The following is a 24170-nucleotide window of genomic DNA, read 5'->3' on the forward strand; positions in this document are numbered from 1 at the left end:
CCTCTTATTACTTAGTACGGCGACGTACAATAAGTTTATCAGTACGCTTGTTGCTGCGCGTTTTGTAACCTTTAGTAGGCACACCCCATGGTGTAACTGGGTGACGACCACCTTTGCTACGACCTTCACCACCACCATGTGGGTGATCCACTGGGTTCATCGCCGCACCGCGAACGGTAGGACGAACACCACGCCAACGCGTAGCACCAGCTTTACCAAGAACTCGCAAGCTGTGCTCGGAGTTTGATACTTCACCTAAAGTAGCGCGACATTCTGTCAATACTTTACGCATTTCACCTGAACGTAGGCGAAGCGTTACGTAACGACCTTCACGAGCAACTAGCTGAGCAGAAGCACCAGCAGAACGTGCAACTTGTGCACCTTTACCTGGCTTTAGCTCGACACAGTGTACGGTACTACCAACTGGAATATTTTGCAGAGGCAAAGTATTACCCGCTTTGATAGGCGCATCTGCACCACTTAAAACAACATTGCCTGCAACCATACCTTTGGAAGCGATAATGTAACGACGCTCACCATCAGCAAATTTAATCAATGCAATATTTGCAGAACGGTTTGGATCATATTCCAAACGCTCAACTACCGCAGGAATCCCATCTTTATTGCGACGGAAATCTACCATACGATAATGCTGCTTATGACCACCACCTACGTGACGCGTAGTGATGCGTCCGTTATTGTTACGTCCACCTGATTTGCTTTTCTTATCAAGCAAAGGTGCATATGGTGCGCCTTTGTGCAAATCGTTGTTAGTAACTTTAACAACGTGACGACGGCCTGCAGACGTTGGCTTACTTTTTACAACAGCCATTGACCTATCTCCCCTTATTCAGCGACCATGAAATCAATGTCTTGGCCTTCTGCCAAACGTACGTACGCTTTTTTAACGTCTTTACGCTTGCCTAGACCACGAACTGTACGCTTTGTTTTACCTTTTTGGTTCAACGTACGAACAGACTCAACTTTGACTTCAAAAAGCGCTTCGATAGCTTGTTTGATTTCAGGTTTCGTTGCATCACCAGTCACACGAAAAACATACTGACCATTGCCTTCAGCTACGATCGTTGCTTTTTCGGAGATATGTGGACCCAACAGAACTTTATATATACGTTCGCCGATCATGCTAGTGCCTCCTCAACTTGTTTCAGAGCACCAACTGTCACCAACACTTTGTCGTAAGCAATCAAGCTAACAGGGTCGATAGACGCTGCATCACGCACATCTACGTTAGGAATGTTGCGAGCCGCTAAAAACAGATTGTCATCCAAATCATGGGAAACAATCAAAGCGTTCTCAATATTCAATTCTGTCATTTTTGCTATGAAGAGCTTAGTTTTTGGAGCTTCCAATTTAAGATCTTCAACCACAACAAGACGGTCTTGACGTACAAGCTCAGACCAGATGGTGCGCATTGCTGCACGATACATCTTCTTGTTCACTTTCTGAGAGTGATCCTGTGGTTTCGCAGCGAAAGTAACACCACCAGAGCGCCATAGAGGGCTACGGATAGTACCTGCGCGTGCACGACCAGAACCCTTTTGTTTCCAAGGTTTGCGTCCACCACCTGCTACTTCAGAGCGAGTTTTTTGTGCACGTGAGCCTTGACGAGCGCCAGCCAAGTAAGATGTAACTACTTGGTGAACCAACGCTTCGTTATATTCACGAGCAAAGGCTACGTCAGAAACTTCAACAGTCCCTTCTGCGCCTGTTAGATTCAAGTTCATTGTCTACCCCTCTTAGCGAGCTTTAACAGCTGATTGAAGAATAACATCACCATTTACTGCACCAGGTACGGCACCTTTCACAAGGATAAGGTTACGTTCTGTGTCTACACGAACCACTTCTAGTGATTGAGTAGTTACTTGTGCAGCACCCATATGGCCAGCCATCTTCTTGCCTTTCCAAACACGACCAGGTGTTTGACATTGGCCGATGGAACCAGGTGCACGGTGAGACAATGAGTTACCATGTGTAGCATCTTGCGTACGGAAATTATGACGCTTAATGGCACCTTGAAACCCTTTACCCTTTGATTGACCAGTTACATCAACCATTTGGATAGATTCGAAATCAGCAACAGTTAGCTCATCACCAACATTGATTTCTTTTTCATCACCAGAAAGGCGGAACTCCCACAAACCACGACCTGCTTCAACGTTCGCTTTTGCGTAATGACCTGCAGCAGCTTTGTTAACGCGGCTCGAACGACGAGAACCCACAGTAACCTGAACAGCTTGGTAGCCATCAGTTTCTGCTGTTTTCACCTGAGTAACGCGGTTCGGTTCAACCTCGATGACGGTTACTGGCACGGATACACCTTCTTCAGTGAAGATACGTGTCATTCCGGCTTTGCGTCCGACTAATTGAATAGCCATTTTTTACCTCATTTGCCAGTTGTGTATGGGGCTATCACCCGCTACGGCTGATCATTCCAGATCATTCCACTATTGTGCATATAGCCGACTGATTCCAGCCGGTTGTCGCACCCCAAACTTTGAGCTATTAACCCAAAGAAATTTGTACTTCCACGCCTGCCGCAAGGTCTAGCTTCATTAGAGCATCAACAGTTTTTTCTGTTGGCTCAACGATGTCTAGAACGCGTTTGTGTGTACGGATTTCATACTGATCACGCGCATCTTTATTTACGTGTGGAGAAATCAATACTGTATAACGCTCTTTGCGAGTAGGAAGTGGAATCGGTCCACGTACTTGCGCACCTGTACGTTTCGCTGTGTCCACAATTTCTTGTGTTGAAGCATCAATCAAACGATGATCAAATGCTTTCAGACGAATACGGATTTTTTGGCTTTGCATTTCCAACTCCAAATACAATGTTTTAATGACTTAACTGTACATTTATTAAGCCACAATCCTTTTTTAAGGACGGCGAATATTAGCCATTCAAAAACTGGTTGTCAAGTAACCAATTTCGAACAGACACAATAAACCACAAAATAAAAAGGCCACCCGATATGGGGTGGCCTTTTTGTTAAATCAAAACTAACAGATATATTTATCTATTACTTGATGATTTTAGCAACAACACCAGCACCAACTGTACGGCCACCTTCACGGATCGCGAAACGTAGACCTTCGTCCATCGCGATTGGGTGAATTAGAGCAACAGTCATTTGAATGTTATCACCAGGCATAACCATTTCTACGCCTTCTGGAAGAGAACAAGCACCAGTTACGTCAGTTGTACGGAAGTAGAACTGTGGACGGTAGCCTTTGAAGAATGGAGTGTGACGACCACCTTCATCTTTACCTAGAACGTACACTTCTGCTTCAAACTCAGTGTGAGGAGTGATTGAACCAGGCTTAGCCAATACTTGACCACGCTGAACGTCTTCACGTTTAGTACCACGTAGAAGAATACCACAGTTCTCACCTGCACGACCTTCGTCAAGCAACTTACGGAACATCTCAACACCAGTACAAGTTGTTTTAGTAGTATCAACGATACCAACAATCTCAACTTCTTCTTGGATTTTGATGATGCCGCGCTCAACACGACCAGTAACTACAGTACCACGACCTTGGATAGAGAATACGTCCTCGATAGGCATCAAGAAAGCACCGTCAATCGCACGCTCTGGCTCTGGAATGTACTCGTCTAGAGTTTCAACAAGCTTCTTAACAGCAGTTGTACCCATTTCGTTGTCGTCTTCGCCGTTCAATGCCATCAAAGCAGAACCTGGGATGATTGGAGTATCATCACCTGGGAAGTCGTATTCAGAAAGAAGGTCACGCAATTCCATCTCAACCAACTCTAGCATTTCAGCGTATTCTTCAGAATCCGCACCGCCACAGTCTTCAGCCAACAAGTCAGCTTTGTTTAGGAAAACTACGATGTAAGGTACACCTACTTGACGAGAAAGAAGGATGTGCTCACGAGTCTGAGGCATTGGGCCGTCAGTTGCACCACAAACTAGGATAGCGCCGTCCATTTGAGCAGCACCAGTGATCATGTTTTTAACATAATCGGCGTGTCCAGGACAGTCTACGTGTGCGTAGTGACGAGTTGGAGAATCGTACTCTACGTGTGAAGTAGAGATTGTGATACCACGCTCACGCTCTTCAGGAGCATTATCGATACCGTCAAAAGCAACAGCCGTTCCGCCGAATACTTCTGCACAAACACGAGTCAATGCTGCAGTTAGAGTTGTTTTACCGTGGTCAACGTGACCGATAGTACCAACGTTAACGTGTGGTTTATTACGTTCGAATTTACTCTTTGCCATGATACATACACCTTAAGAATTAGTAAGTATGATGATTAATCTTCATTTTTGATGATCGCGTCTGCCACACTAGCCGGTGCTTCAGCGTATTTCTCAAACTCCATTGCATAACTCGCACGCCCTTGCGACAAGCTACGCACGTCAGTCGCATACCCGAACATCTCCCCTAAAGGAACTTCAGCTCGAATTATTTTGCCTGACGGGGAATCGTCCATCCCCTGAACAAGACCACGACGACGATTCAGGTCTCCCATCACGTCACCCATGTATTCTTCAGGAGTCACAACTTCCACTTTCATTACAGGTTCAAGAATACAAGGATCAGCGTCAACCGCTCCTTTTCTTAATCCCTGAGAAGCTGCAATTTTAAAGGCCATTTCATTAGAGTCAACATCATGGAATGATCCATCGAATAACACAACCTTCAGCCCCAACAATGGAAAGCCTCCAATTACACCATTCTTCATTTGCTCCGAAACACCCTTTTCTACCGCAGGGATGTATTCTTTAGGAATAGCACCACCAACAATCTCGTTAACAAACTCAAGCCCATCTTTATCCGTTGGGATCAACTTCATTACGACGTGACCGTATTGACCACGACCACCGGATTGACGCACAAATTTGTGATTAACCACCACTTCTTTGCGAATTTTTTCCCGATAGGAAACTTGAGGCTTACCAATGTTCGCCTCCACCTTAAACTCGCGACGCATACGGTCGACAAGAATATCAAGATGCAGCTCACCCATACCGGATATAATTGTTTGACCCGTCTCCTCGTGCGTTTCCACACGAAACGACGGATCTTCTTGCGCAAGTTTACCCAGCGCAACACCCATTTTATCCTGATCTGCTTGAGACTTTGGCTCAACAGCAACAGATATAACAGGCTCAGGAAACTCCATTCGCTCAAGTACAACCACATCATCCATATCGCAAAGCGTATCGCCTGTGGTTACGTATTTCATACCCACAGCAGCAGCAATATCACCTGCTAATACTTCTTTGATTTCTTCGCGATTATTCGCATGCATCTGGACCATTCGACCAATGCGCTCACGCTTCTGCTTAACAGAATTGTAAACCGCATCACCAGAACGCAACATTCCAGAATAAACACGAATAAAGGTTAATGTGCCGACAAATGGATCCGTTGCTATCTTAAATGCCAATGCCGAGAACGGAGCCTCATCATCAGCAACTCGAGTAACAACAGTTTCACCATCCTCAAGCGTTCCTTCGATCGCTTTAACTTCAAGCGGCGAAGGTAAATATTCAACAACAGCATCCAGAACAGCTTGCACACCTTTATTTTTAAAGGCGGAACCACACGTCACCAAAACAATCTCGTTTGCCAACGTACGAGCACGCAAACCGCTCTTAATATCATCAACAGACAACTCACCTTCTTCAAGGTACTTATCCATTAACTCTTCATTCGCTTCCGCTGCGGCCTCAACCATCTGCTCACGCCATTCTAATGCTTCAGAAAGCATGTCAGCAGGAATATCCTCTAAAGAGAATGTCATCCCCTGATCGTCTTCATTCCACATCACAACTTTCATCAGCACCAAATCAATCACGCCTTTGAAGTCTTCTTCAGCGCCAATGTTGATTTGAATCGGAACAGCATTTGCGCCAAGTCGAGTTTTCAGCTGCTGTACAACTGAAAAGAAATCCGCCCCCGTACGGTCCATCTTATTGACGAACACCATACGTGGCACTTCATACTTATTCGCTTGACGCCAAACTGTTTCTGTTTGAGGCTGCACACCCGAAGATCCACAAAGCACAACAACAGCACCATCAAGAACACGCAATGAACGCTCTACTTCAATCGTAAAGTCTACGTGCCCAGGCGTATCAATAATATTAATACGATGCTCTTCAAACTGCTTATTCATCCCACTCCAGAAGCATGTTGTAGCCGCTGAAGTAATAGTAATACCACGCTCTTGTTCTTGCTCCATCCAATCCATTGTTGCGGCACCATCGTGCACTTCACCAATTTTATGAGACAAACCTGTGTAGAAAAGAACGCGTTCAGTTGTCGTCGTTTTACCTGCATCAACGTGCGCACAAATACCGATATTACGGTAGCGGTTGATAGGTGTTTTACGTGCCACTGTGTATCTTTCTCCGGATGATTAGAAACGGTAGTGAGAGAATGCTTTGTTAGCTTCTGCCATGCGATGAACGTCTTCACGTTTCTTAACAGCAGAACCTTTGTTTTCAGCAGCATCTAGAATTTCGCCAGCAAGACGCAAAGCCATGGATTTTTCACCACGCTTACGAGATGCATCAACCAACCAACGCATAGACAATGCTGCGCGGCGAGCCGGACGCACTTCAACAGGAACTTGGTAAGTTGCACCACCAACACGGCGAGATTTAACCTCAACCATTGGCTGGATAGATTCTAGTGCTTTTTCGAAGATAGCCATTGGCTCTTCAGTTTTTGCGCGAGTTGCAACAGTATTAAGCGCATTATAAACAATGCTTTCTGCTACAGATTTCTTGCCACTAACCATTACATGGTTGATGAATTTAGCAAGAAGTTGGCTTCCGTGTTTAGGATCCGGAAGGATCTCACGCTTAGCGACGACGCGTCTTCTAGGCATATCTATATCCTCTTCAGGTTCGCCCGAGACAATTAAAATATTGCTCGGCCTTACTGTATTAAAAAATTATGTCTAAACGATGACTCAAGAAGCTTACGCTTACTTAGGACGTTTAGTACCGTATTTAGAACGACCTTGCTTACGATTTTGTACGCCAGAAGTATCCAAGCTACCACGAACTGTGTGGTAACGAACACCTGGAAGGTCTTTTACACGACCGCCGCGAATCAGCACTACGCTGTGTTCTTGCAGGTTGTGACCTTCACCACCGATGTAGGAAGTTACTTCGAAGCCGTTAGTCAAGCGAACACGACATACTTTACGCAAAGCCGAGTTAGGCTTTTTAGGTGTAGTAGTATATACGCGAGTGCAGACACCGCGGCGTTGCGGACAAGCTTGTAACGCAGGAACGTCACTCTTTGCCACTTTACGTTTACGTGGTTTACGAACCAACTGGTTAACGGTTGCCATTAGACAAGCTCCACAAATCCAATTCTTATGGCGGAAATCGCCAAAATTAAGGAGGCGCAAGTTTAATTTGCGCCTATAAAACAGTCAATAGGGAGGCGACTAAAAAATCACCTCCCTCGCGATTTAACAGCAAATAACTAGTCTTTCAGCGCAGCACTCAATGCTTCTTCTACATCAGAGGCACTTACTGTTGAAATTCCGTCTTTTGCCGCTAACGCAAGCTCTTTCTTACGCTTGCGCTCATTGTGGTATGCCAAACCGGTACCCGCTGGGATCAGTCGACCTACTACAACGTTTTCTTTCAAGCCACGTAAGTGATCTTTCTTACCAGTTACCGCACCTTCCGTTAGAACTCGAGTTGTTTCTTGGAAAGACGCTGCTGATATAAAGGACTCAGTCGCCAAAGAAGCTTTTGTGATACCCAGAAGCACGCGCTCAAACTTAGCAGGGAACTTGCCTTCTGCTTCCGCTTTCTCGTTTGCATCCAGTAGTTGAGTGTACTCAACCTGATCACCTTGGATAAGATCCGTATCGCCAGACTCACCAACTTCCACTTTACGCAACATTTGGTTAACGATAACTTCAATGTGCTTATCGTTAATTACTACGCCTTGTAAACGGTAAACTTCTTGCACTTCATTCGTAATGTAGTCAGCTAACGCCTCTACACCCTGAAGACGCAAAATATCATGAGGGCTCAAAGGACCGTCGGCGATAATTTCACCTTTTGCCACTTCTTCACCATCAAAGATGTTGATTTGACGCCATTTCGGGATCAATGTCTCAACTGGGTCATCCCCATTTTGAGGCGTGATCACCAAACGGATCTTACCTTTTGTCTCTTTACCGAAGCTAACCACACCGCTGGTTTCCGCCATGACAGCTGGATCTTTAGGGCGACGCGCTTCGAATAGGTCTGCCACTCGTGGCAAACCACCGGTAATATCTTTGTTACCAATAGATTCTTGAGGAATACGCGCAAGAACCTCACCAGATTTCACCGTTGCACCATGATCTAGGCTCAACAATGCTTTTTCAGGCAACATATATTGCACTGGTGAATCTGTTCCCGGAATCAATACAGGATTACCCTCTGCATCTACTACCGCAATCATCGGACGAAGATCTTTACCTGCTGCTGGACGGTCACGTATTTCCATAACTTCAATCGTTGTCAAGCCCGTCATTTCGTCAGATTGACGACGAATAGTAACGTTCTCTTCCATACCACTGAACTCAAGGCGACCTTCCATTTCAGATACGATTGGGTGTGTATGTGGATCCCAGTTTGCTACGATTTGACCCGCAGTAACTTGATCACCTTCACGCACGCTCAAGACCGCACCGTAAGGAAGCTTATAACGCTCTTTCTCACGACCCGCTTCATCGGCAATAGCCAATTCAGAAGAACGAGATGCAACGACTAGATGACCTGTGTGGCGCTCGATACTCTTCATTTTATTGAAACGTACCGTACCTGCACTCTTCACCTGAACACTATCAATCGCAGACGCTCGAGATGCCGCACCACCGATGTGGAATGTACGCATCGTTAACTGTGTACCTGGCTCACCGATAGACTGTGCTGCAACAACACCAATGGCTTCACCAATGTTAACTTGATGACCACGAGCAAGGTCACGACCGTAACACTTAGCACATACACCATGACGTGTATTACAAGTGATTACAGAGCGAATGATCATCTCATCCACACCCGCCGCTTCGATCGTACGAACATCATGCTCATCAATCAAAGTGCCAGCCGCTAGAACCTGATTGCCTTTTGCATCAATCACATCTTGAGCCACTACACGACCCAACACACGATGACCTAAAGGAACAACCACGTCACCGCCTTCAATCATGGCCGCAACGGAAATACCGTTTGTGGAACCACAATCTACCTCAGTGATAACCAAATCCTGCGCTACGTCTACAAGACGACGAGTCAAGTAACCAGAGTTTGCTGTCTTCAATGCGGTATCGGCTAGACCCTTACGAGCACCGTGAGTAGAGGTAAAGTACTGAAGTACTGATAGACCTTCACGGAAGTTCGCTGTGATCGGTGTTTCGATGATGGAACCATCTGGTTTCGCCATCAGACCACGCATACCACCCAACTGACGCATCTGGGCAACACTACCACGGGCACCAGAGTCAGCCATCATGTAAACCGAGTTAAAAGATTGTTGCTCAACCGTTTCACCCGCTTTATTGACAGTCATCTCTTTTGCCAAGTTTTTCATCATGGCTTCAGTTACAGTTTCGTTCGTACGAGACCATAAATCGATTACCTTGTTGTACTTCTCGCCTTGCGTTACAAGACCATCAGCGTATTGGTATTCGATTTCTTTAACTTCCGCTTCTGCTTTGGCAATGATCGCCGCTTTTTCTGGTGGAATAACAAAGTCATCAACACCAACAGAAGAACCAGACGCTGTCGCGTAGGCAAAACCTGTGTACATCAATTGGTCAGCAAAAATACAGCTCTCTTTCAAGCCGACTTTACGGTAACACTCGTTGATCAAGTTAGAGATCGCCTTCTTCTTCATGGTTTGGTTAACCACAGAGAACGGTAGGCCATCAGGAACAATATCAAACAACAAGGCACGACCAACGGTAGTATCTGCAATGAAAGTAGACGGCACTTTGTCGCCATCAAGCGTGGTATCAACTTGGCTGATACGTACTTTTACTTTCGCGTGCAATTCAACTTGTTTAGCGCCGTACGCACGGTGTACTTCTTTGATGTCAGAAAATGCCATGCCTTCGCCTTTGGCATTGATTTTCTCACGAGTCATGTAGTACAGACCCAATACAACGTCCTGAGAAGGCACGATGATCGGTTCGCCGTTTGCAGGCGATAGGATGTTGTTCGTAGACATCATCAAGGCACGAGCTTCTAGCTGCGCTTCGATTGTCAACGGAACGTGAACCGCCATTTGGTCACCATCGAAGTCGGCGTTGTAGGCCGCACACACTAATGGGTGCAACTGAATCGCTTTACCTTCGATCAACATTGGTTCAAACGCCTGGATACCCAAACGGTGAAGTGTTGGCGCACGGTTCAACATCACTGGATGTTCGCGGATAACCTCATCAAGGATATCCCACACTTCAGGCGTTTCACGCTCAACCATTTTCTTCGCTGCTTTGATCGTCGTCGCCATGCCACGAAGTTCAAGCTTAGAGAAAATGAATGGCTTAAATAGCTCAAGTGCCATTTTCTTAGGTAGACCACACTGATGTAGACGCAGTGACGGACCTACTGTAATTACAGAACGACCAGAATAGTCAACACGCTTACCTAGCAAGTTCTGACGGAAACGACCTTGCTTACCTTTGATCATATCAGCCAAAGATTTCAAAGGACGCTTGTTAGAACCAGTAATAGCGCGACCACGACGACCGTTATCAAGCAAAGCATCAACAGATTCTTGCAACATACGCTTTTCGTTGCGTACGATGATATCTGGAGCAGAAAGCTCTAACAGGCGTTTTAGACGGTTGTTACGGTTAATCACACGACGGTAAAGATCGTTCAAATCAGACGTCGCAAAACGGCCACCTTCAAGTGGTACCAATGGACGTAGATCTGGCGGAAGAACTGGCAATACATCCAGCACCATCCACTCTGGATTGTTACCAGAATGATAGAACGCTTCAACTAGCTTAAGACGCTTAGAAAGCTTCTTAATGCGAGTTTCAGAATTCGTGCTGTTTAGTTCTTCACGCATGCTGTTAATTTCTACAGGCATATCCAAATCGCGAAGCAACATTTGAACCGCTTCCGCACCCATACGGGCATCAAATTCGTCACCGAATTCTTCTAGCGCTTCAAAGTACTGCTCGTCATTTAGCAACTGACCCTTTTCAAGCGTTGTCATACCTGGATCGATCACGATGAAAGATTCAAAATACAAAACACGCTCAATATCACGCAACGTCATATCCATGATAAGACCGATACGTGATGGTAGAGATTTCAAGAACCAAATATGTGCAACAGGCGATGCAAGCTCAATGTGACCCATGCGTTCACGACGCACTTTAGACAGAGCCACTTCAACGCCACACTTCTCACAGATAACACCGCGGTGTTTCAAACGCTTGTACTTACCACACAAGCATTCGTAGTCCTTAATAGGACCAAAGATTTTTGCACAGAACAAACCGTCACGTTCTGGTTTGAACGTACGGTAGTTGATGGTCTCTGGCTTTTTAACTTCACCGTAAGACCATGAACGAATCATATCTGGTGATGCCAAGCCAATGCGGATCGCATCAAACTCGTCAGATTGTCCCTGTGATTTTAGAAGACCTAATAAGTCTTTCATGGATATTCGCCCCACTCGTAAGGCCGGGGAGTCTTGCTCCCCAGCAGGTCAAATGTGATTCGTGCTTATTCGTTTTCCAGCTCGATATCGATACCAAGAGAACGAATCTCTTTCACCAACACGTTGAAGGACTCAGGCATGCCAGGTTCCATACGGTGGTCACCGTCTACGATGTTCTTATACATCTTAGTACGGCCATTCACGTCATCGGATTTAACAGTCAACATTTCTTGAAGCGTGTAAGCAGCACCGTATGCTTCTAGTGCCCATACCTCCATCTCCCCGAAACGCTGACCACCGAACTGCGCTTTACCACCCAACGGCTGTTGAGTGACCAAGCTGTAAGAACCAGTAGAACGTGCGTGCATCTTGTCATCAACCAAGTGGTTCAACTTCAGCATGTACATGTAACCAACGGTTACTGGACGCTCGAAAGCATCGCCTGTACGGCCGTTAAACAACTTAACCTGACCACTTTCGTTGATGCCAGCCAAGCGCAACATACGCTTGATCTCAGACTCTTTCGCACCATCAAAGGCACCAGACGCCATTGGAACACCACCCGTTAGGTTGGATGCCAAAGTCAAAATTTCTTCGTCTGTAAAGCTGTCTAGATCTTCTGTACGAGCGCAACGCAAATCGCCTTCGTAGCCATTGTAGATTTCATCAAGGAAACTACGTAGCTCAGCAACCGCTTCTGCTTTTTCACGTTCAACGGCCAACATTTCGTTGATCTTACGACCCAAGCCTTTAGAAGCCGCACCTAAGTGAGTCTCCAAAACCTGACCAACGTTCATACGCGAAGGAACACCTAGCGGGTTCAATACGATATCAACTGGATCACCGTTCTCATCGTACGGCATGTCTTCAACTGGCATAATTTTAGAAATTACACCCTTGTTACCATGACGACCGGCCATTTTATCACCTGGCTGGATACGACGTTTGATGGCAACATACACTTTAACGATTTTAAGAACGCCAGGTGCTAAATCATCACCTGTTTGTAACTTACGTTTCTTATCTTCGAATTTTGCGTCAAGTTCTTTACGGCGCTCAATCAAAGCGGCTTGAGCTTTTTCAAGCTGCTCACTCGCTTCTTCATTAGCGACACGAATTTTAAACCACTCAGGGTGATCAAGATTCGCCAAGTATTCTTCCGTAATAATCGCATTACGAGCCAAGCTAGGGCCGCCTTCCGCTTGCTGACCAACTAGGGCCTCAGCAAGACGTTCGAACGTCGCTTTCTCAACAATACGGAACTCTTCGTTCAAGTCTTTACGAACTTGATCAAGCTGCGATTTTTCAATGAACTTAGCGCGGTCATCTTTTTCGATGCCATCACGAGTAAACACTTGCACATCGATAACAGTACCGCGTGTGCCAGTCTTAACACGTTGCGACGTATCTTTTACGTCAGACGCTTTTTCACCGAAGATAGCGCGCAAAAGTTTTTCTTCAGGCGTTAGTTGCGTTTCACCTTTTGGCGTTACTTTACCAACTAGAATGTCACCTGGCTCAACTTCTGCACCGATGTAAACGATACCGGATTGATCCAACTTAGAAAGCGCACCTTCACCCACGTTAGGGATGTCGGCCGTGATCTCTTCAGGCCCAAGCTTAGTATCACGTGCAACACACGTTAACTCTTGGATGTGAATAGAAGTGAATCGATCTTCTTCTACAACACGCTCAGACACCAAAATCGAGTCTTCGAAGTTGAAACCATTCCAAGGCATAAAAGCAATACGCATGTTTTGACCAAGAGCCAAATCACCCATATCAACAGAAGGGCCATCGGCCATAATGTCACCAGAAGCAACCTTCTCACCTTTCATTACCAAAGTACGCTGGTTGATACATGTATTCTGGTTAGAACGCACGTATTTAGTCAGGTTATAGATATCTACACCCGCTTCACCAGCAATGGTTTCTTCTGAATTCACACGTACAACGATACGGCTCGCATCAACAGACTCAATCACACCACCGCGATTCGCAACGATACATACACCAGAGTCTTTTGCTACGTTTTTCTCCATACCAGTACCGACGACAGGTTTATCTGCCTTAAGTGTTGGTACGGCTTGACGTTGCATGTTCGAACCCATCAATGCACGGTTCGCGTCATCGTGCTCTAGGAACGGAATCAAAGAAGCCGCAACAGAAACAACCTGACGAGGAGAAACGTCCATTAGGTTTACTTTTTCTTTTGGAATCAAAGTGGTTTCGTGCATATGACGCACCTGAACCAACTCATCCACCAAACGGCCTTCCGCATCCACATTCGCAGACGCTTGGGCGATAACGTATTTCGCTTCATCAATTGCAGAGATGTAGACAGTTTCATCCGTCATCTTGCCATCAATAATCTTACGGTATGGCGTTTCTAAGAAGCCGTAGCTATTAGTACGCGCATAAGTAGAAAGCGAGTTGATCAAACCGATGTTTGGACCTTCAGGCGTTTCGATAGGACAAACACGGCCGTAGTGAGTCGCGTGTACGTCACGTACTTCAAAGCCTGCGCGTTCACGAGTCAAACCGCCGGGGCCTAACGCTGAAACACGACGCTTATGCGTTACTTCAGACAACGGGTTGTTTTGGTCCATGAACTGAGACAACTGGCTTGAACCGAAGAACTCTTTAATAGCGGCAGCAACAGGCTTCGCATTCAAAAGATCTTGCGGCATAAGGCCGTCAGCTTCCGCCATTGACAAGCGTTCTTTCACGGCACGCTCAACACGCACAAGACCAACACGGAATTGGTTCTCGGCCATTTCACCAACAGAACGAACTCGACGGTTACCCAAGTGGTCGATGTCATCCACCATGCCATTACCGTTACGGATATCAAGCAAGGTTTTCAAAACAGCAACGATGTCATCGTTATCAAGGATGCCGGCACCAGTGTCTTCTTCACGACCTAAACGACGGTTGAATTTCATTCGACCAACGCCAGACAAATCGTAGCGATCTTCAGAGAAGAACAAGCCTTGGAACAAACCTTCAGCAGACTCTTTGGTTGGCGGCTCGCCAGGACGCATCATGCGATAAATTTCAACCAATGCTTCCAACTGATTGCTTGTTGGGTCAATACGAAGTGTGTCAGAAATGAACGGACCGTTATCCAAATCATTTGTGTACAGAGTATCAACTTCTGTGATGCCCGAAGCGACTAACGCTTCTAGCAAATCAACAGATAATTCAGTATTCGCTTCAGCGATCAATTCACCCGTTGAAGGATGAACTAAGTTTTTCGCCGTCACTTTGCCCAGCATGTATTCAAGTGGCACAGCAAGACGTTCAAGGCCTGCTTTTTCCATCACTCGAATATGCTTAGCCGTAATACGACGACCTTCTTCAACGATCAGTTCGCCGTTCGCATCAGCAATATTAAATAACGCGGTATCACCACGCAGGCGATTAGCCACTAGATCCATTTCAAAGCCATCACGCTTCAAATAGAAACGCGTTGATTCAAAGAAAGTATCTAGAATTTGTTCTGTACCGTAACCCAAAGCGCGCAACAAAATCGTTGCTGGCAACTTACGACGGCGGTCGATACGAACAAACACGCAATCCTTTGGATCAAACTCGAAATCCAACCAAGAACCGCGATAAGGAATAATACGAGCAGAATGCAGTAATTTGCCTGAAGAGTGAGTTTTGCCACGGTCGTGATCAAAAAACACACCAGGAGAACGGTGTAATTGAGAGACGATAACACGCTCTGTCCCGTTGATTACAAAGGTACCATTGTCTGTCATAAGCGGAATTTCGCCCATGTAGACTTCTTGCTCGCGAATGTCTTTGATTGCTTTGTTGGACGACTCTTTATCATAAATGATCAGTCGAACACGAACACGCAAAGGTGCCGCGTAAGTAACACCACGCAACTGACACTCTTTAACATCAAAGACTGGCTTGCCTAAACGGTAATCGACGTATTCTAGCGCCGCATTGCCGGAAAAGCTGACCATTGGAAAGACAGATTTAAAGGCCCCATGCAGACCTAATTCCCCACGCTCTGCAAGACCTTTACCTTCCTGCAGAAAATTACGGTAGGATTCAAGCTGAATTGCCAGCAAGTATGGCACATCCAAAACGGGCGGCAGTTTACCGAAATCCTTACGGATACGTTTTTTCTCAGTGTATGAGTAAGCCATCAGCATTCCCCAGCTTGTGCACATTGACGCAAAAGGCCCAAATCAGGCCTTACCATATATGGGAGCATTATCTCCCACTTGAAAATTCTTCTAAGTTTTATTTGAGTTTCAGAAACCCAAAAAGGCCGGTGACAATAATGTCACCAGCCATTTCGACTATTGGTCGAAATCTGGAAATACAAGTATCATTACTTGATTTCGACAGATGCACCAGCTTCTTCAAGAGCCGCTTTAAGAGCAGCAGCATCTTCTTTAGAAGCAGCTTCTTTAACAGTCATTGGAGCGCCGTCAACGATAGCTTTAGCTTCTTTCAAGCCTAGGCCAGTCGCTGCACGAACAGCTTTGATTACGTTTACTTTCTTGTCGCCAGCAGCAGTAAGAACAACGTCAAATTCAGTTTGTTCTTCAGCAGCAGCGCCAGCGTCAGCAGCAGGACCTGCCGCTACAGCAGCCGCTGCAGATACGCCGAATTTTTCTTCCATTGCAGAAATTAGTTCAACAACGTCCATCACAGACATTTCTGCTACTGCATTGATGATATCTTCTTTAGTTAGAGCCATGACTCAGATTCCTAGCATTCTTTATAATCACCCAAGGGTGATAAAACAAATATTTATCAAGAAGGGATACGGCAAGCCGTATTAAGCCGCTTCTTGCTCTTTTTGATCGCGAACCGCTGCAAGAGTACGTACAAACTTGCTTGTTGCGCCCTGAATAACACTCATCAGTTTCGCAATTGCTTCGTCGTATGTAGGCAGTGTTGCCAAACGATCAATGTCGCCAGCTGGGATCAACTCACCGTTGAACGCCAACGCCTTTACTTCAAACTTGCTGTTCGTCTTTGCAAACGCTTTCAACAAACGAGCAGCCGCACCTGGGTGTTCATTTGAAAAAGCAATTAGCGTAGGACCAACAAAGCTCTCAGTTAGACATTCGAAGTCAGTGCCTTCAACTGCACGGCGAGCCAAAGTGTTACGTACTACACGTACATAAACACCCGCTTCACGCGCTTCTTTACGTAGTGCTGTCATATTGCTCACGGTAACACCGCGAGAATCAGCAACTACTGCAGACAATGCAGTTTTAGCAACTTCGCTAACTTCGGCGACAATGGCTTTTTTGTCTTCTAGACCTAATGCCACTGGTTTTCTCCTGGATTAGCAGGGAATAAATTCCCCTATTTTTACCAACTCTCCGATTACTCGAAGTACTTGCTGGTGAGTTAGATCCAGTTAATCTGAATCGGGCCACACCATCTGCGCAGGACAAACATTTTTCAACGTTGTGATTAAGCTATTAGGCTCCTGCGGTCTTTGACGGCCTGCTCAACAAATACATGAAGGCAGACCCCAAAGCTCATGAACTACACGTGCTTACTTCGTAGAGTTAAGCGCGCCTAGATCAATTTGTAGACCAGGCCCCATTGTAGAGGACAAAGTCACTTTTTTCAGGTAAACACCTTTAGAAGACGCAGGCTTAGCACGACGCAAGTCGGTCAAAAGCGCTTCCAAGTTACCTTTGATAGCATCCGCAGCGAACTCAATAGAGCCTACCGCAGCGTGGATGATACCATTTTTGTCTGTACGGTAACGTGCTTGACCTGCTTTAGCATTCTTAACTGCTGTTGCAACATCAGGCGTTACTGTGCCAACTTTAGGGTTAGGCATTAGACCACGTGGACCTAGAACCTGACCTAGTTGACCAACGATACGCATCGCATCTGGAGATGCAATAACCACGTCAAAATCAAGGTTGCCAGCTTTAACTTGTTCAGCCAAATCTTCGAAACCAACAACATCTGCACCAGCTTCTTTCGCAGCTTCAGCATTTGCACCTTGTGCAAATACAGCAACGCGAACATCTTTACCAGCACCATGAGGCAATACAGTAGAACCACGAACAACCTGATCAGATTTACGTGGATCAACGCCTAGGTTAACAGATACGTCAACAGATTCTTTGAACTTAACAGTAGAAAGCTCAGACAAAAGAGCAACTGCCTCTTCAACAGAGTACAACTTAGCCGCTTCTACTTTTTCTGCGATCAAACGAGCGCGTTTCGTTAATTTAGCCATTAGTTAACACCCTCAACTTCTAGACCCATAGCGCGTGCGCTACCAGCAATAGTACGAACTGCTGCATCCATGTTAGAAGCAGTCAAATCAGCCTGCTTAGCAACAACAATCTCTTCAAGCTGAGCACGAGTAACCGTACCAACTTTCTGAGTGTTTGGACGTGGAGAACCACTCTTCAAGCCAGCTGCTTTCTTAAGCAAAACGGCTGCAGGAGTAGATTTAGTTTCGAATGTAAAACTACGATCACTGTATACAGTGATGATTACAGGCGTTGGAAGACCTGGTTCAAGGCTTTGAGTTTTCGCATTGAACGCTTTACAGAATTCCATGATGTTCACACCGTGCTGACCCAATGCTGGACCAACTGGTGGACTTGGGTTCGCTTGACCCGCTTTAACCTGTAGCTTGATATAAGCTTGGACTTTCTTAGCCATTTTTCAACTCCAATTGGGTCACTGCCCGAAGGCTACCCGTTCAACAAAATCAGGCTTTCTCAACCTGACTAAATTCCAAATCAACTGGCGTAGAGCGCCCAAAAATAAGCACCGCCACTTTGATTCGACTTTTATCGTAATCCACTTCTTCCACAACACCGTTGAAGTCAGCAAATGGCCCTTCGTTAACACGAACCACCTCACCCACTTCAAACAAAGTTTTAGGACGCGGCTTATCAACCCCATCACTAACACGCTGTAGAATCGCATCCGCTTCGCGGCTTGTAATTGGCGATGGCTTATCCGCCGTACCACCAATAAAACCAAGCACACGAGACGTACCTTTAACCAAATGCCAAGAGGCGTCATTCATATCCATCTGAACCAATACATAACCTGGATAGAACTTTCTTTCACTCTTGCGCTTTTTGCCATCTCGAATTTCGACCACTTCTTCGGTCGGAACCAAGATATCACCAAAATTCTCTTCCTGCCCCATAACCTGCACTCGCTCTATTAGCGAACGCATTACGTGCTTTTCGTACCCTGAGTACGCCTGTACTACATACCATCGTTTGGTCACGAGCAACTCCTAACTAATTACTGAGGAAACGATCCAACCAAGGAACGAATCCACTCCCCATAGCACGAGAGACATAAAAACAACAACCGCTAATACTATCAACGTTGTTTGCATGGTTTCTTGTCTTGTTGGCCAAACCACTCTGCGAATTTCGGTCTTAGCTTCTTTTGCCAAAGTAAAAAAAGCTTTTCCTTTCACAGTTTGCAATGCAACAAAACCAGCGACACCAGCCAACACCAATATAGCGATTAAACGATACAATAGTGACTCAGCAGAATAATAGTTATTACCAATCACGCCTACCGCAACTAGCAGAACAACAATCGCCCACTTAAACACATCTCCGCGAGACGCTTGAGCTTCAGTACTCGAACTCATACTTTAGGTGATCCCTAACTAAGAAATAGGATACGAAAGATGGCAGGCCAAGAGGGACTCGAACCCCCAACAGCCGGTTTTGGAAACCGGTGCTCTACCAATTGAACTATTGGCCTACATTCGTATGGGCGGAGGATGATACCTAAACATGCTAAGTTTAGCAAGGGTATCTGCCCAAAAAACAGACAATAAAAAAGGCGGTTAAACCACCTATCTTTTGCATTGGAAATGCTGGAGCTCATGAGCAGATTTGAACTGCCGACCTCACCCTTACCAAGGGTGTGCTCTACCAACTGAGCTACATGAGCATGGAGCGGGTAGCGGGAATCGAACCCGCCTCTTCAGCTTGGAAGGCTGAGGTAATAGCCACTATACCATACCCGCAAATGGTGGAGGGAGGTGGATTCGAACCACCGAAACTTTCGTGGCAGATTTACAATCTGCTCCCTTTGGCCACTCGGGAACCCCTCCACGTACTCAGCGCTACAACGCAACACCCCAAAAGGTGGGAGCCATTATATGAATCGCTTTATCAATTGCAAGCACTAGCAGGGATTTTTTTCCAATTTTATCATCATCTTGCTCAGATCGAATCGAGAAACGAACGACTCCCAATCTTTTTCGTCCACTGGCTGCTCTATATCGACCTGCTGAAGCGGCACACTGCGCATATGCTCATAGACATCAACCGTAAAGCCAGACTTATCCTGAATGCGTTTTTTTGCCTGATCGGCTCGCTCCATCGATGAATACAAACCCAAAGAAATACGGTTTTTCATTTCAGCTCGGGTGATCACAAAACTATCAATGGATTTGGAGGCCAACTCTTTGACAATTTTTTCTGCCATCGCTGGCGTTTCAGGGGCGGCAATGTAGAGCCAGAACTTCGGTCGTTTGCCGGTGACTTCTCTATCCTGATAGGCCCACCCAAACTCTTTCAAGACCTGAGTAATTTGTCTTTTATCCTCCGCTCTCTCCGTCTCAACTCGAGGACAAAATAATTCAGGCGCGTCAGCAACCGCTTGTTCAACCACTCTATTCAAAGCGTCTTCAATACTCTCGCTAGTCATCAAGCCGCTTTTGCCATCTAACTCCTCCTGCGGCGCTTCTGATAACAAATGAATTTTCTCACTGACAGGCGGGCCATACACAGACTCGGCAGACCTTGTCGGCTTATCTTGCACAAAACTGTGCCAACTTAAGAAAGCGGCATTCAGCAATACGACAAACAAAAACAACCACTTCATTTATTGCCTCTTCTTAGTTCATCACCCACCCTTTTCGCTCCTATCGCCACCAAGTTTGGCTGGCATACAAAAGAAGCATTTAACCGGCGTAACAGCGCTTCTGCATCACCACCAGTCACAATCCAAGTAAAATCGGGGTAACGGCGGTGCACTCTTTCTAAAAAACCAAGCGCCATATCATGACACCCTTCCGTCACAGCTCGAGCGGTTGAATTAGGCAAGCCATCCCCAGCTACCACTTCCTGCGCATCATAGCGAATACGCGCTGTCTTTGAGAGCAAAGCGTCCTCCATCATAGCCAATCCAGGCGTAATATAACCACCAAGATGAACACCATCACCTTGAATGACATCCACCTTAATGGCTGTGCCCGCATCCACCACGACGACATCGCCTTTGACGATATGATGAGCGGCCACCACACCAAGCCAGCGGTCGATTCCCAATCGCTCTGGCTCAATATAAGCGTTCTTAACGCCACACGCCGTCGCCTGACTCGTCAAAGTAAACCATTCACTGCTTGGGTAATTCGCTTGTATGTCAGCGTGCAACAATGCACTTTGTTCTTTTGAACGGACACTGGCAAAATAAATCACATCAGGCACAAAAGACACGCCCTCAACACACACATCTCCACGATGTACCCACAATACTTTCGGGCCATCAAACGCTGTAAATTTGATGCTCGTATTACCGGCATCCACCACCAATACTCTAGCCGCGTCGGACACTAATCTCTCCTCCATGAAGCGCCACCAGCTCGCCATTTTCTTCAAGCAATAATGCGCCTTTCTGATCGATACCTCTGGCAACTCCTTGACGTTGTTGAGATACACTGGATACCGTTACTGGTTGATTGAACAGCACATCATGGGCTTGCCATTGATACTGAAAATGCTTCATACCATGGCCGTCTTCAAACAACTGACACACTTCGATCAGCTCTTTGGTTAATTCCGCTAATATAAAGTTTCGGCTTGGGCGCGACTTGAGACGAGAAACCAGATCCGTCCACGGCTGATCGACCTGCGTCATAAAGGCTTCGTCCATTTCAACATTCAAACCAACCCCAATAATCACATGGCAAACGTCCTGATCCGCGACCATCTCCAAGAGAATACCACACACCTTTTGCCCGTCGATCTGAACATCATTCGGCCATTTCAACCCCGGATTAGGTATGCCAACTTTCTTCAACACTCGGGCAACAGCCACCCCTACCGCCAAGCTCAAACCTTCTACCACAGCGGGCCCGTTCTCAAAACGCCAAGCAAAAGAAAACGTCAAATTTTTCGCCACGCCAGATTCCCATTGACGACCGCGACGGCCTTTCCCTTGCGTTTGTCGCTCCACCGAAATCATCACAGGCAAAGGAAGACCTTGCGAAATGTATTGCTTCGCATCGCCATTGGTTGATTCCGTTTCAAACGCCAATTGCAAACTCACCGAATCGGGCAAACCGTGGGCTTCCAACGCGTCCGCCGACAAGAGCTCCACAGGAGAAGGAAGACGATAGCCACGCCCTTTCACAGAATGAACAACCAACCCAATGGATTCTAGCTTTTTCAATTTTTTCCAGACGGCCGCTCGTGTGACACCTAAAGCGGCACCAAGCTCTTCACCAGAGTGGAATTCATTATCACTAAGCAAGGCCAAAACAGCTCGCATCAACACACTCCACGCTTCATTATCATCTAATTATTCACATCAAATACCGGAAATGCTTTTCCGGCTCAATCTGCAACCCACCCTTCGTTGCGGGCAGTGCAGCCTTCCATTCTTGGCTCCCTGCATTATTTCCTACTGTTCGCATTCGTATTAATAAAGAATGCAACTTCCTGCATTAAGGGTTGAAAGTCAGGATTCCACGATATTCGCGCTGCGTGAGGACTTTTTTCAGATAGCGCATCGGAACGCTCACCGAACCAATTGTTAGCGTCCGCGCGACAGGCATCATAAGTAGGCTTATCCGATAGATACCAGCCACAAACACGGTACTCGCCTTGCTCACCATAATAAGGGTTAGCAGGGTCACCATGTATCGCCATGTGCGACAATCCCAAAATCCTAGATTCAGGCCAATTCGTGTTATGCACTTTTATACGATCCGTATTTGCGCTCATTTGGTCTCGACTGTACAACACCATTTGACTCATAGCGCCCACCATACCTCGGTGAAAGACCTCTTCTGAGACGGCAGAATCAACCGTTTGATCGTCCTCAGACAACGCAATAAACACAGGCAGAGACTTGGGGTTATCCACAATCCTCTGTCGCACTTCTTTCGATAACTTATACACTTCCGCAATCGCAGGCAGAGGAATGGACGCGTACTTCGCAAAGTCATCCGTTGGCTCATGATCCAACCAATCTTTCACCAATGCCAACCATGGAGCCAGCCAATCAATGCGGCTGTTTACTTTAAACACGGGGGAAAACAAGATGGCGCCGGCAACGCGGTCCGAATGCTGCCACGCGTATTCTGCGGCCAATGCACCGCCCGTAGAAAAACCGCCAACATACAACACATCAACGTCTTTGCTGAATTGGTCTGCCGCATTTCGGAACGCCGCACGCCAATCATCGCGAGAAACATTAAGCAAATCTTCCGCTTTGGTGCCATGACCCGGCAGCAAGATAACACGCACCTGATAACAGGCTTGCTGCAACGCCTTCGCAGGGTCTCGCATTGAAAAAGGCGAATCAGACAAACCATGCGATAACAACACACCAATTTTCGCGCGCCCCTCGCACAGCACTGGGTCCGGCATGAGTTCAAAAGGCTGGACTGCCGCCAACTCTCTCGCTCTGCCCTCTGTGTTTACCCAAACCTTATTGTCGTTGATATACGCTTCTGCACGATGAATATACTCTGAGAATGGCTCATCTTGTTCGAAGACAAACGCCGCAGGTTGCGCAGCGTAGCCAACGCCTGAAAACGGCAACACCAACAAACACAGGCAACAAAATATACGTTTATGTCGCATGACATTTCCTCTCATCCTGATTGATTCAAACCGATCAACAGGCTTACTTTTGCGCGATGTGCTATCATCGCGCTCCCAGTCAACACACTATCTGATCATGAAGCCATCCTACCCTAATGCCGAGCAGGTTCCCTCACTTTGGTTTCCGCTCGTCAAAAAATTCTATCAAGAACATTATCCCAGCGGAAAACCCAATAAAGCCGATCCTATATGGGTGATAAAAGACCAAGGCCGAATTCTCTGCGCGGTCAGGCTCAAGCAAATCAACACCATTCAGCTATTGACCGCCATGGTGACCAAACCATCCCATAGAAACATGGGCTTAGGAAGCCACCTAATCAACGACATCCATGCTGCCTTGAGCAAGACGCCATGTTATTGCTTTGCGTTTACCCACCTTGTACCGTTCTATACCGCCAATCATTTTACGGCGATTCCTGTCGAAATATTACCAGAAGAAGTGCGAACGCGCTTTCTGGCTTACACAGCTCAAGGAAGAGAGTTAACGCCAATGCACTATATACGCAGGTAAAACTCTCTTAAATCACACTTAACATCGCTTAAATTACTAAAAGCCACTGGCGGTTATTGACGCTTTTC

Annotated in this window: 22 protein-coding genes and 4 tRNA genes; 1 reads left to right on the top strand and 25 read right to left on the bottom strand. The window is 46.4% G+C overall.

What is annotated here, in order from left to right; genetic code table 11:
• Positions 1–7 precede the first annotated feature (7 nt).
• The 25 genes from rplB to AABA11_RS15730 all read right to left on the bottom strand — a co-directional run bounded on the left by rplB (position 8) and on the right by AABA11_RS15730 (position 23570).
• A complete protein-coding gene (gene rplB, locus AABA11_RS15610) occupies positions 8–832 on the bottom strand; it encodes a 50S ribosomal protein L2 (RefSeq protein ID WP_265727226.1) in 825 nt (274 codons plus the stop codon).
• 14 nt (positions 833–846) lie between these two features.
• Positions 847–1143, bottom strand: a complete 297-nt coding sequence (gene rplW, locus AABA11_RS15615; RefSeq protein WP_265727225.1) for a 50S ribosomal protein L23 — start codon at positions 1141–1143, stop codon at positions 847–849.
• Positions 1140–1745, bottom strand: a complete 606-nt coding sequence (gene rplD / locus AABA11_RS15620) for a 50S ribosomal protein L4 (RefSeq protein ID WP_265727224.1) — start codon at positions 1743–1745, stop codon at positions 1140–1142. Before rplD ends, rplW begins: the two co-directional genes overlap by 4 nt.
• Positions 1746–1757: 12 nt before the next feature.
• Complete coding sequence (rplC, locus tag AABA11_RS15625; RefSeq protein ID WP_111608628.1) at positions 1758–2396, bottom strand: 50S ribosomal protein L3; 639 nt, start codon at positions 2394–2396, stop codon at positions 1758–1760.
• 127 nt (positions 2397–2523) lie between these two features.
• The gene (gene rpsJ, locus AABA11_RS15630) at positions 2524–2835 is read right to left on the bottom strand and encodes a 30S ribosomal protein S10 (protein WP_012071937.1); all 312 of its coding nucleotides are present in this window, start codon (positions 2833–2835) and stop codon (positions 2524–2526) included.
• A gap of 206 nt (positions 2836–3041) precedes the next feature.
• Positions 3042–4265, bottom strand: coding sequence for an elongation factor Tu (gene tuf, locus AABA11_RS15635; protein ID WP_265727223.1), 1224 nt, complete (start codon positions 4263–4265; stop codon positions 3042–3044).
• A gap of 35 nt (positions 4266–4300) precedes the next feature.
• Entirely contained in the window at positions 4301–6394 is a 2094-nt protein-coding gene (fusA, locus tag AABA11_RS15640) for an elongation factor G (protein ID WP_338269342.1), read from the bottom strand.
• Positions 6395–6415: 21 nt separating this feature from the next.
• Positions 6416–6889, bottom strand: coding sequence for a 30S ribosomal protein S7 (rpsG, locus tag AABA11_RS15645; RefSeq protein ID WP_111608625.1), 474 nt, complete (start codon positions 6887–6889; stop codon positions 6416–6418).
• Between the two features lie 99 nt (positions 6890–6988).
• Entirely contained in the window at positions 6989–7360 is a 372-nt protein-coding gene (rpsL, locus tag AABA11_RS15650) for a 30S ribosomal protein S12 (RefSeq protein ID WP_013659444.1), read from the bottom strand.
• A gap of 137 nt (positions 7361–7497) precedes the next feature.
• Entirely contained in the window at positions 7498–11700 is a 4203-nt protein-coding gene (gene rpoC / locus AABA11_RS15655; protein WP_338269345.1) for a DNA-directed RNA polymerase subunit beta', read from the bottom strand.
• 65 nt (positions 11701–11765) lie between these two features.
• On the bottom strand, positions 11766–15866 hold the full coding sequence (gene rpoB, locus AABA11_RS15660; RefSeq protein ID WP_265727221.1) for a DNA-directed RNA polymerase subunit beta: 4101 nt from the start codon (positions 15864–15866) through the stop codon (positions 11766–11768).
• A 188-nt stretch (positions 15867–16054) separates the two neighbouring features.
• Positions 16055–16426, bottom strand: a complete 372-nt coding sequence (gene rplL / locus AABA11_RS15665) for a 50S ribosomal protein L7/L12 (RefSeq protein WP_265727220.1) — start codon at positions 16424–16426, stop codon at positions 16055–16057.
• Positions 16427–16507: 81 nt separating this feature from the next.
• A complete protein-coding gene (rplJ, locus tag AABA11_RS15670; RefSeq protein ID WP_265727219.1) occupies positions 16508–17008 on the bottom strand; it encodes a 50S ribosomal protein L10 in 501 nt (166 codons plus the stop codon).
• A gap of 231 nt (positions 17009–17239) precedes the next feature.
• Positions 17240–17941 (bottom strand): 50S ribosomal protein L1, encoded by a 702-nt coding sequence (gene rplA / locus AABA11_RS15675; protein ID WP_265727218.1) that lies wholly within the window; start codon positions 17939–17941, stop codon positions 17240–17242.
• Positions 17941–18375 carry a 50S ribosomal protein L11 gene (rplK, locus tag AABA11_RS15680; RefSeq protein WP_012071947.1) on the bottom strand — a complete coding sequence of 145 codons (435 nt, stop codon included), beginning with the start codon at positions 18373–18375 and terminating at the stop codon, positions 17941–17943. Before rplK ends, rplA begins: the two co-directional genes overlap by 1 nt.
• 49 nt (positions 18376–18424) lie before the next feature.
• Positions 18425–18958 (bottom strand): transcription termination/antitermination protein NusG, encoded by a 534-nt coding sequence (gene nusG / locus AABA11_RS15685; protein WP_012071948.1) that lies wholly within the window; start codon positions 18956–18958, stop codon positions 18425–18427.
• 9 nt (positions 18959–18967) lie between these two features.
• Entirely contained in the window at positions 18968–19336 is a 369-nt protein-coding gene (gene secE, locus AABA11_RS15690) for a preprotein translocase subunit SecE (RefSeq protein WP_072841851.1), read from the bottom strand.
• Positions 19337–19376: 40 nt separating this feature from the next.
• Positions 19377–19452, bottom strand: a tRNA-Trp gene (locus AABA11_RS15695).
• Between the two features lie 116 nt (positions 19453–19568).
• A tRNA-Thr gene (locus AABA11_RS15700) sits at positions 19569–19644 on the bottom strand.
• 1 nt (position 19645) lies between these two features.
• Positions 19646–19720: transfer RNA gene (locus tag AABA11_RS15705), tRNA-Gly, on the bottom strand.
• A 3-nt stretch (positions 19721–19723) separates the two neighbouring features.
• Positions 19724–19807, bottom strand: a tRNA-Tyr gene (locus tag AABA11_RS15710).
• Positions 19808–19881: 74 nt separating this feature from the next.
• Entirely contained in the window at positions 19882–20583 is a 702-nt protein-coding gene (locus AABA11_RS15715) for an SPOR domain-containing protein (protein WP_265727217.1), read from the bottom strand.
• On the bottom strand, positions 20580–21314 hold the full coding sequence (locus AABA11_RS15720; RefSeq protein ID WP_265727216.1) for a type III pantothenate kinase: 735 nt from the start codon (positions 21312–21314) through the stop codon (positions 20580–20582). Before AABA11_RS15720 ends, AABA11_RS15715 begins: the two co-directional genes overlap by 4 nt.
• A complete protein-coding gene (locus AABA11_RS15725) occupies positions 21298–22251 on the bottom strand; it encodes a biotin--[acetyl-CoA-carboxylase] ligase (RefSeq protein ID WP_338269354.1) in 954 nt (317 codons plus the stop codon). The genes AABA11_RS15720 and AABA11_RS15725 overlap by 17 nt, the downstream gene beginning before the upstream one ends.
• A gap of 125 nt (positions 22252–22376) precedes the next feature.
• A complete protein-coding gene (locus tag AABA11_RS15730; RefSeq protein WP_265727213.1) occupies positions 22377–23570 on the bottom strand; it encodes an alpha/beta hydrolase in 1194 nt (397 codons plus the stop codon).
• Between AABA11_RS15730 and AABA11_RS15735 the strand changes: the two genes are divergently transcribed.
• Positions 23569–24102, top strand: coding sequence for a GNAT family N-acetyltransferase (locus tag AABA11_RS15735; RefSeq protein WP_265727212.1), 534 nt, complete (start codon positions 23569–23571; stop codon positions 24100–24102). The two genes, AABA11_RS15730 and AABA11_RS15735, sit on opposite strands and share 2 nt — an antisense overlap.
• Positions 24103–24170: the final 68 nt, after the last annotated feature.

This window comes from Marinomonas pontica (assembly GCF_036322735.1).
Taxonomy (GTDB): Bacteria; Pseudomonadota; Gammaproteobacteria; order Pseudomonadales; family Marinomonadaceae; genus Marinomonas; species Marinomonas pontica.

Bases quoted from the DNA above. Each gene is read 5' to 3' on its own strand.
- rpsJ (WP_012071937.1), bottom strand. From the start codon at position 2,835: ATGCAAAGCCAAAAAATCCGTATTCGTCTGAAAGCATTTGATCATCGT.
- rpsG (WP_111608625.1), bottom strand. From the start codon at position 6,889: ATGCCTAGAAGACGCGTCGTCGCTAAGCGTGAGATCCTTCCGGATCCT.
- rplA (WP_265727218.1), bottom strand. From the start codon at position 17,941: ATGGCTAAATTAACGAAACGCGCTCGTTTGATCGCAGAAAAAGTAGAA.
- AABA11_RS15735 (WP_265727212.1), top strand. From the start codon at position 23,569: ATGACATTTCCTCTCATCCTGATTGATTCAAACCGATCAACAGGCTTA.
- secE (WP_072841851.1), bottom strand. From the start codon at position 19,336: ATGAGTTCGAGTACTGAAGCTCAAGCGTCTCGCGGAGATGTGTTTAAG.
- rplC (WP_111608628.1), bottom strand. From the start codon at position 2,396: ATGGCTATTCAATTAGTCGGACGCAAAGCCGGAATGACACGTATCTTC.
- AABA11_RS15715 (WP_265727217.1), bottom strand. From the start codon at position 20,583: ATGAAGTGGTTGTTTTTGTTTGTCGTATTGCTGAATGCCGCTTTCTTA.
- tuf (WP_265727223.1), bottom strand. From the start codon at position 4,265: ATGGCAAAGAGTAAATTCGAACGTAATAAACCACACGTTAACGTTGGT.
- rpoB (WP_265727221.1), bottom strand. From the start codon at position 15,866: ATGGCTTACTCATACACTGAGAAAAAACGTATCCGTAAGGATTTCGGT.
- rpoC (WP_338269345.1), bottom strand. From the start codon at position 11,700: ATGAAAGACTTATTAGGTCTTCTAAAATCACAGGGACAATCTGACGAG.
- rplK (WP_012071947.1), bottom strand. From the start codon at position 18,375: ATGGCTAAGAAAGTCCAAGCTTATATCAAGCTACAGGTTAAAGCGGGT.
- rplW (WP_265727225.1), bottom strand. From the start codon at position 1,143: ATGATCGGCGAACGTATATATAAAGTTCTGTTGGGTCCACATATCTCC.
- AABA11_RS15725 (WP_338269354.1), bottom strand. From the start codon at position 22,251: ATGCGAGCTGTTTTGGCCTTGCTTAGTGATAATGAATTCCACTCTGGT.
- rplB (WP_265727226.1), bottom strand. From the start codon at position 832: ATGGCTGTTGTAAAAAGTAAGCCAACGTCTGCAGGCCGTCGTCACGTT.
- rplD (WP_265727224.1), bottom strand. From the start codon at position 1,745: ATGAACTTGAATCTAACAGGCGCAGAAGGGACTGTTGAAGTTTCTGAC.
- rplL (WP_265727220.1), bottom strand. From the start codon at position 16,426: ATGGCTCTAACTAAAGAAGATATCATCAATGCAGTAGCAGAAATGTCT.
- rpsL (WP_013659444.1), bottom strand. From the start codon at position 7,360: ATGGCAACCGTTAACCAGTTGGTTCGTAAACCACGTAAACGTAAAGTG.
- AABA11_RS15730 (WP_265727213.1), bottom strand. From the start codon at position 23,570: ATGCGACATAAACGTATATTTTGTTGCCTGTGTTTGTTGGTGTTGCCG.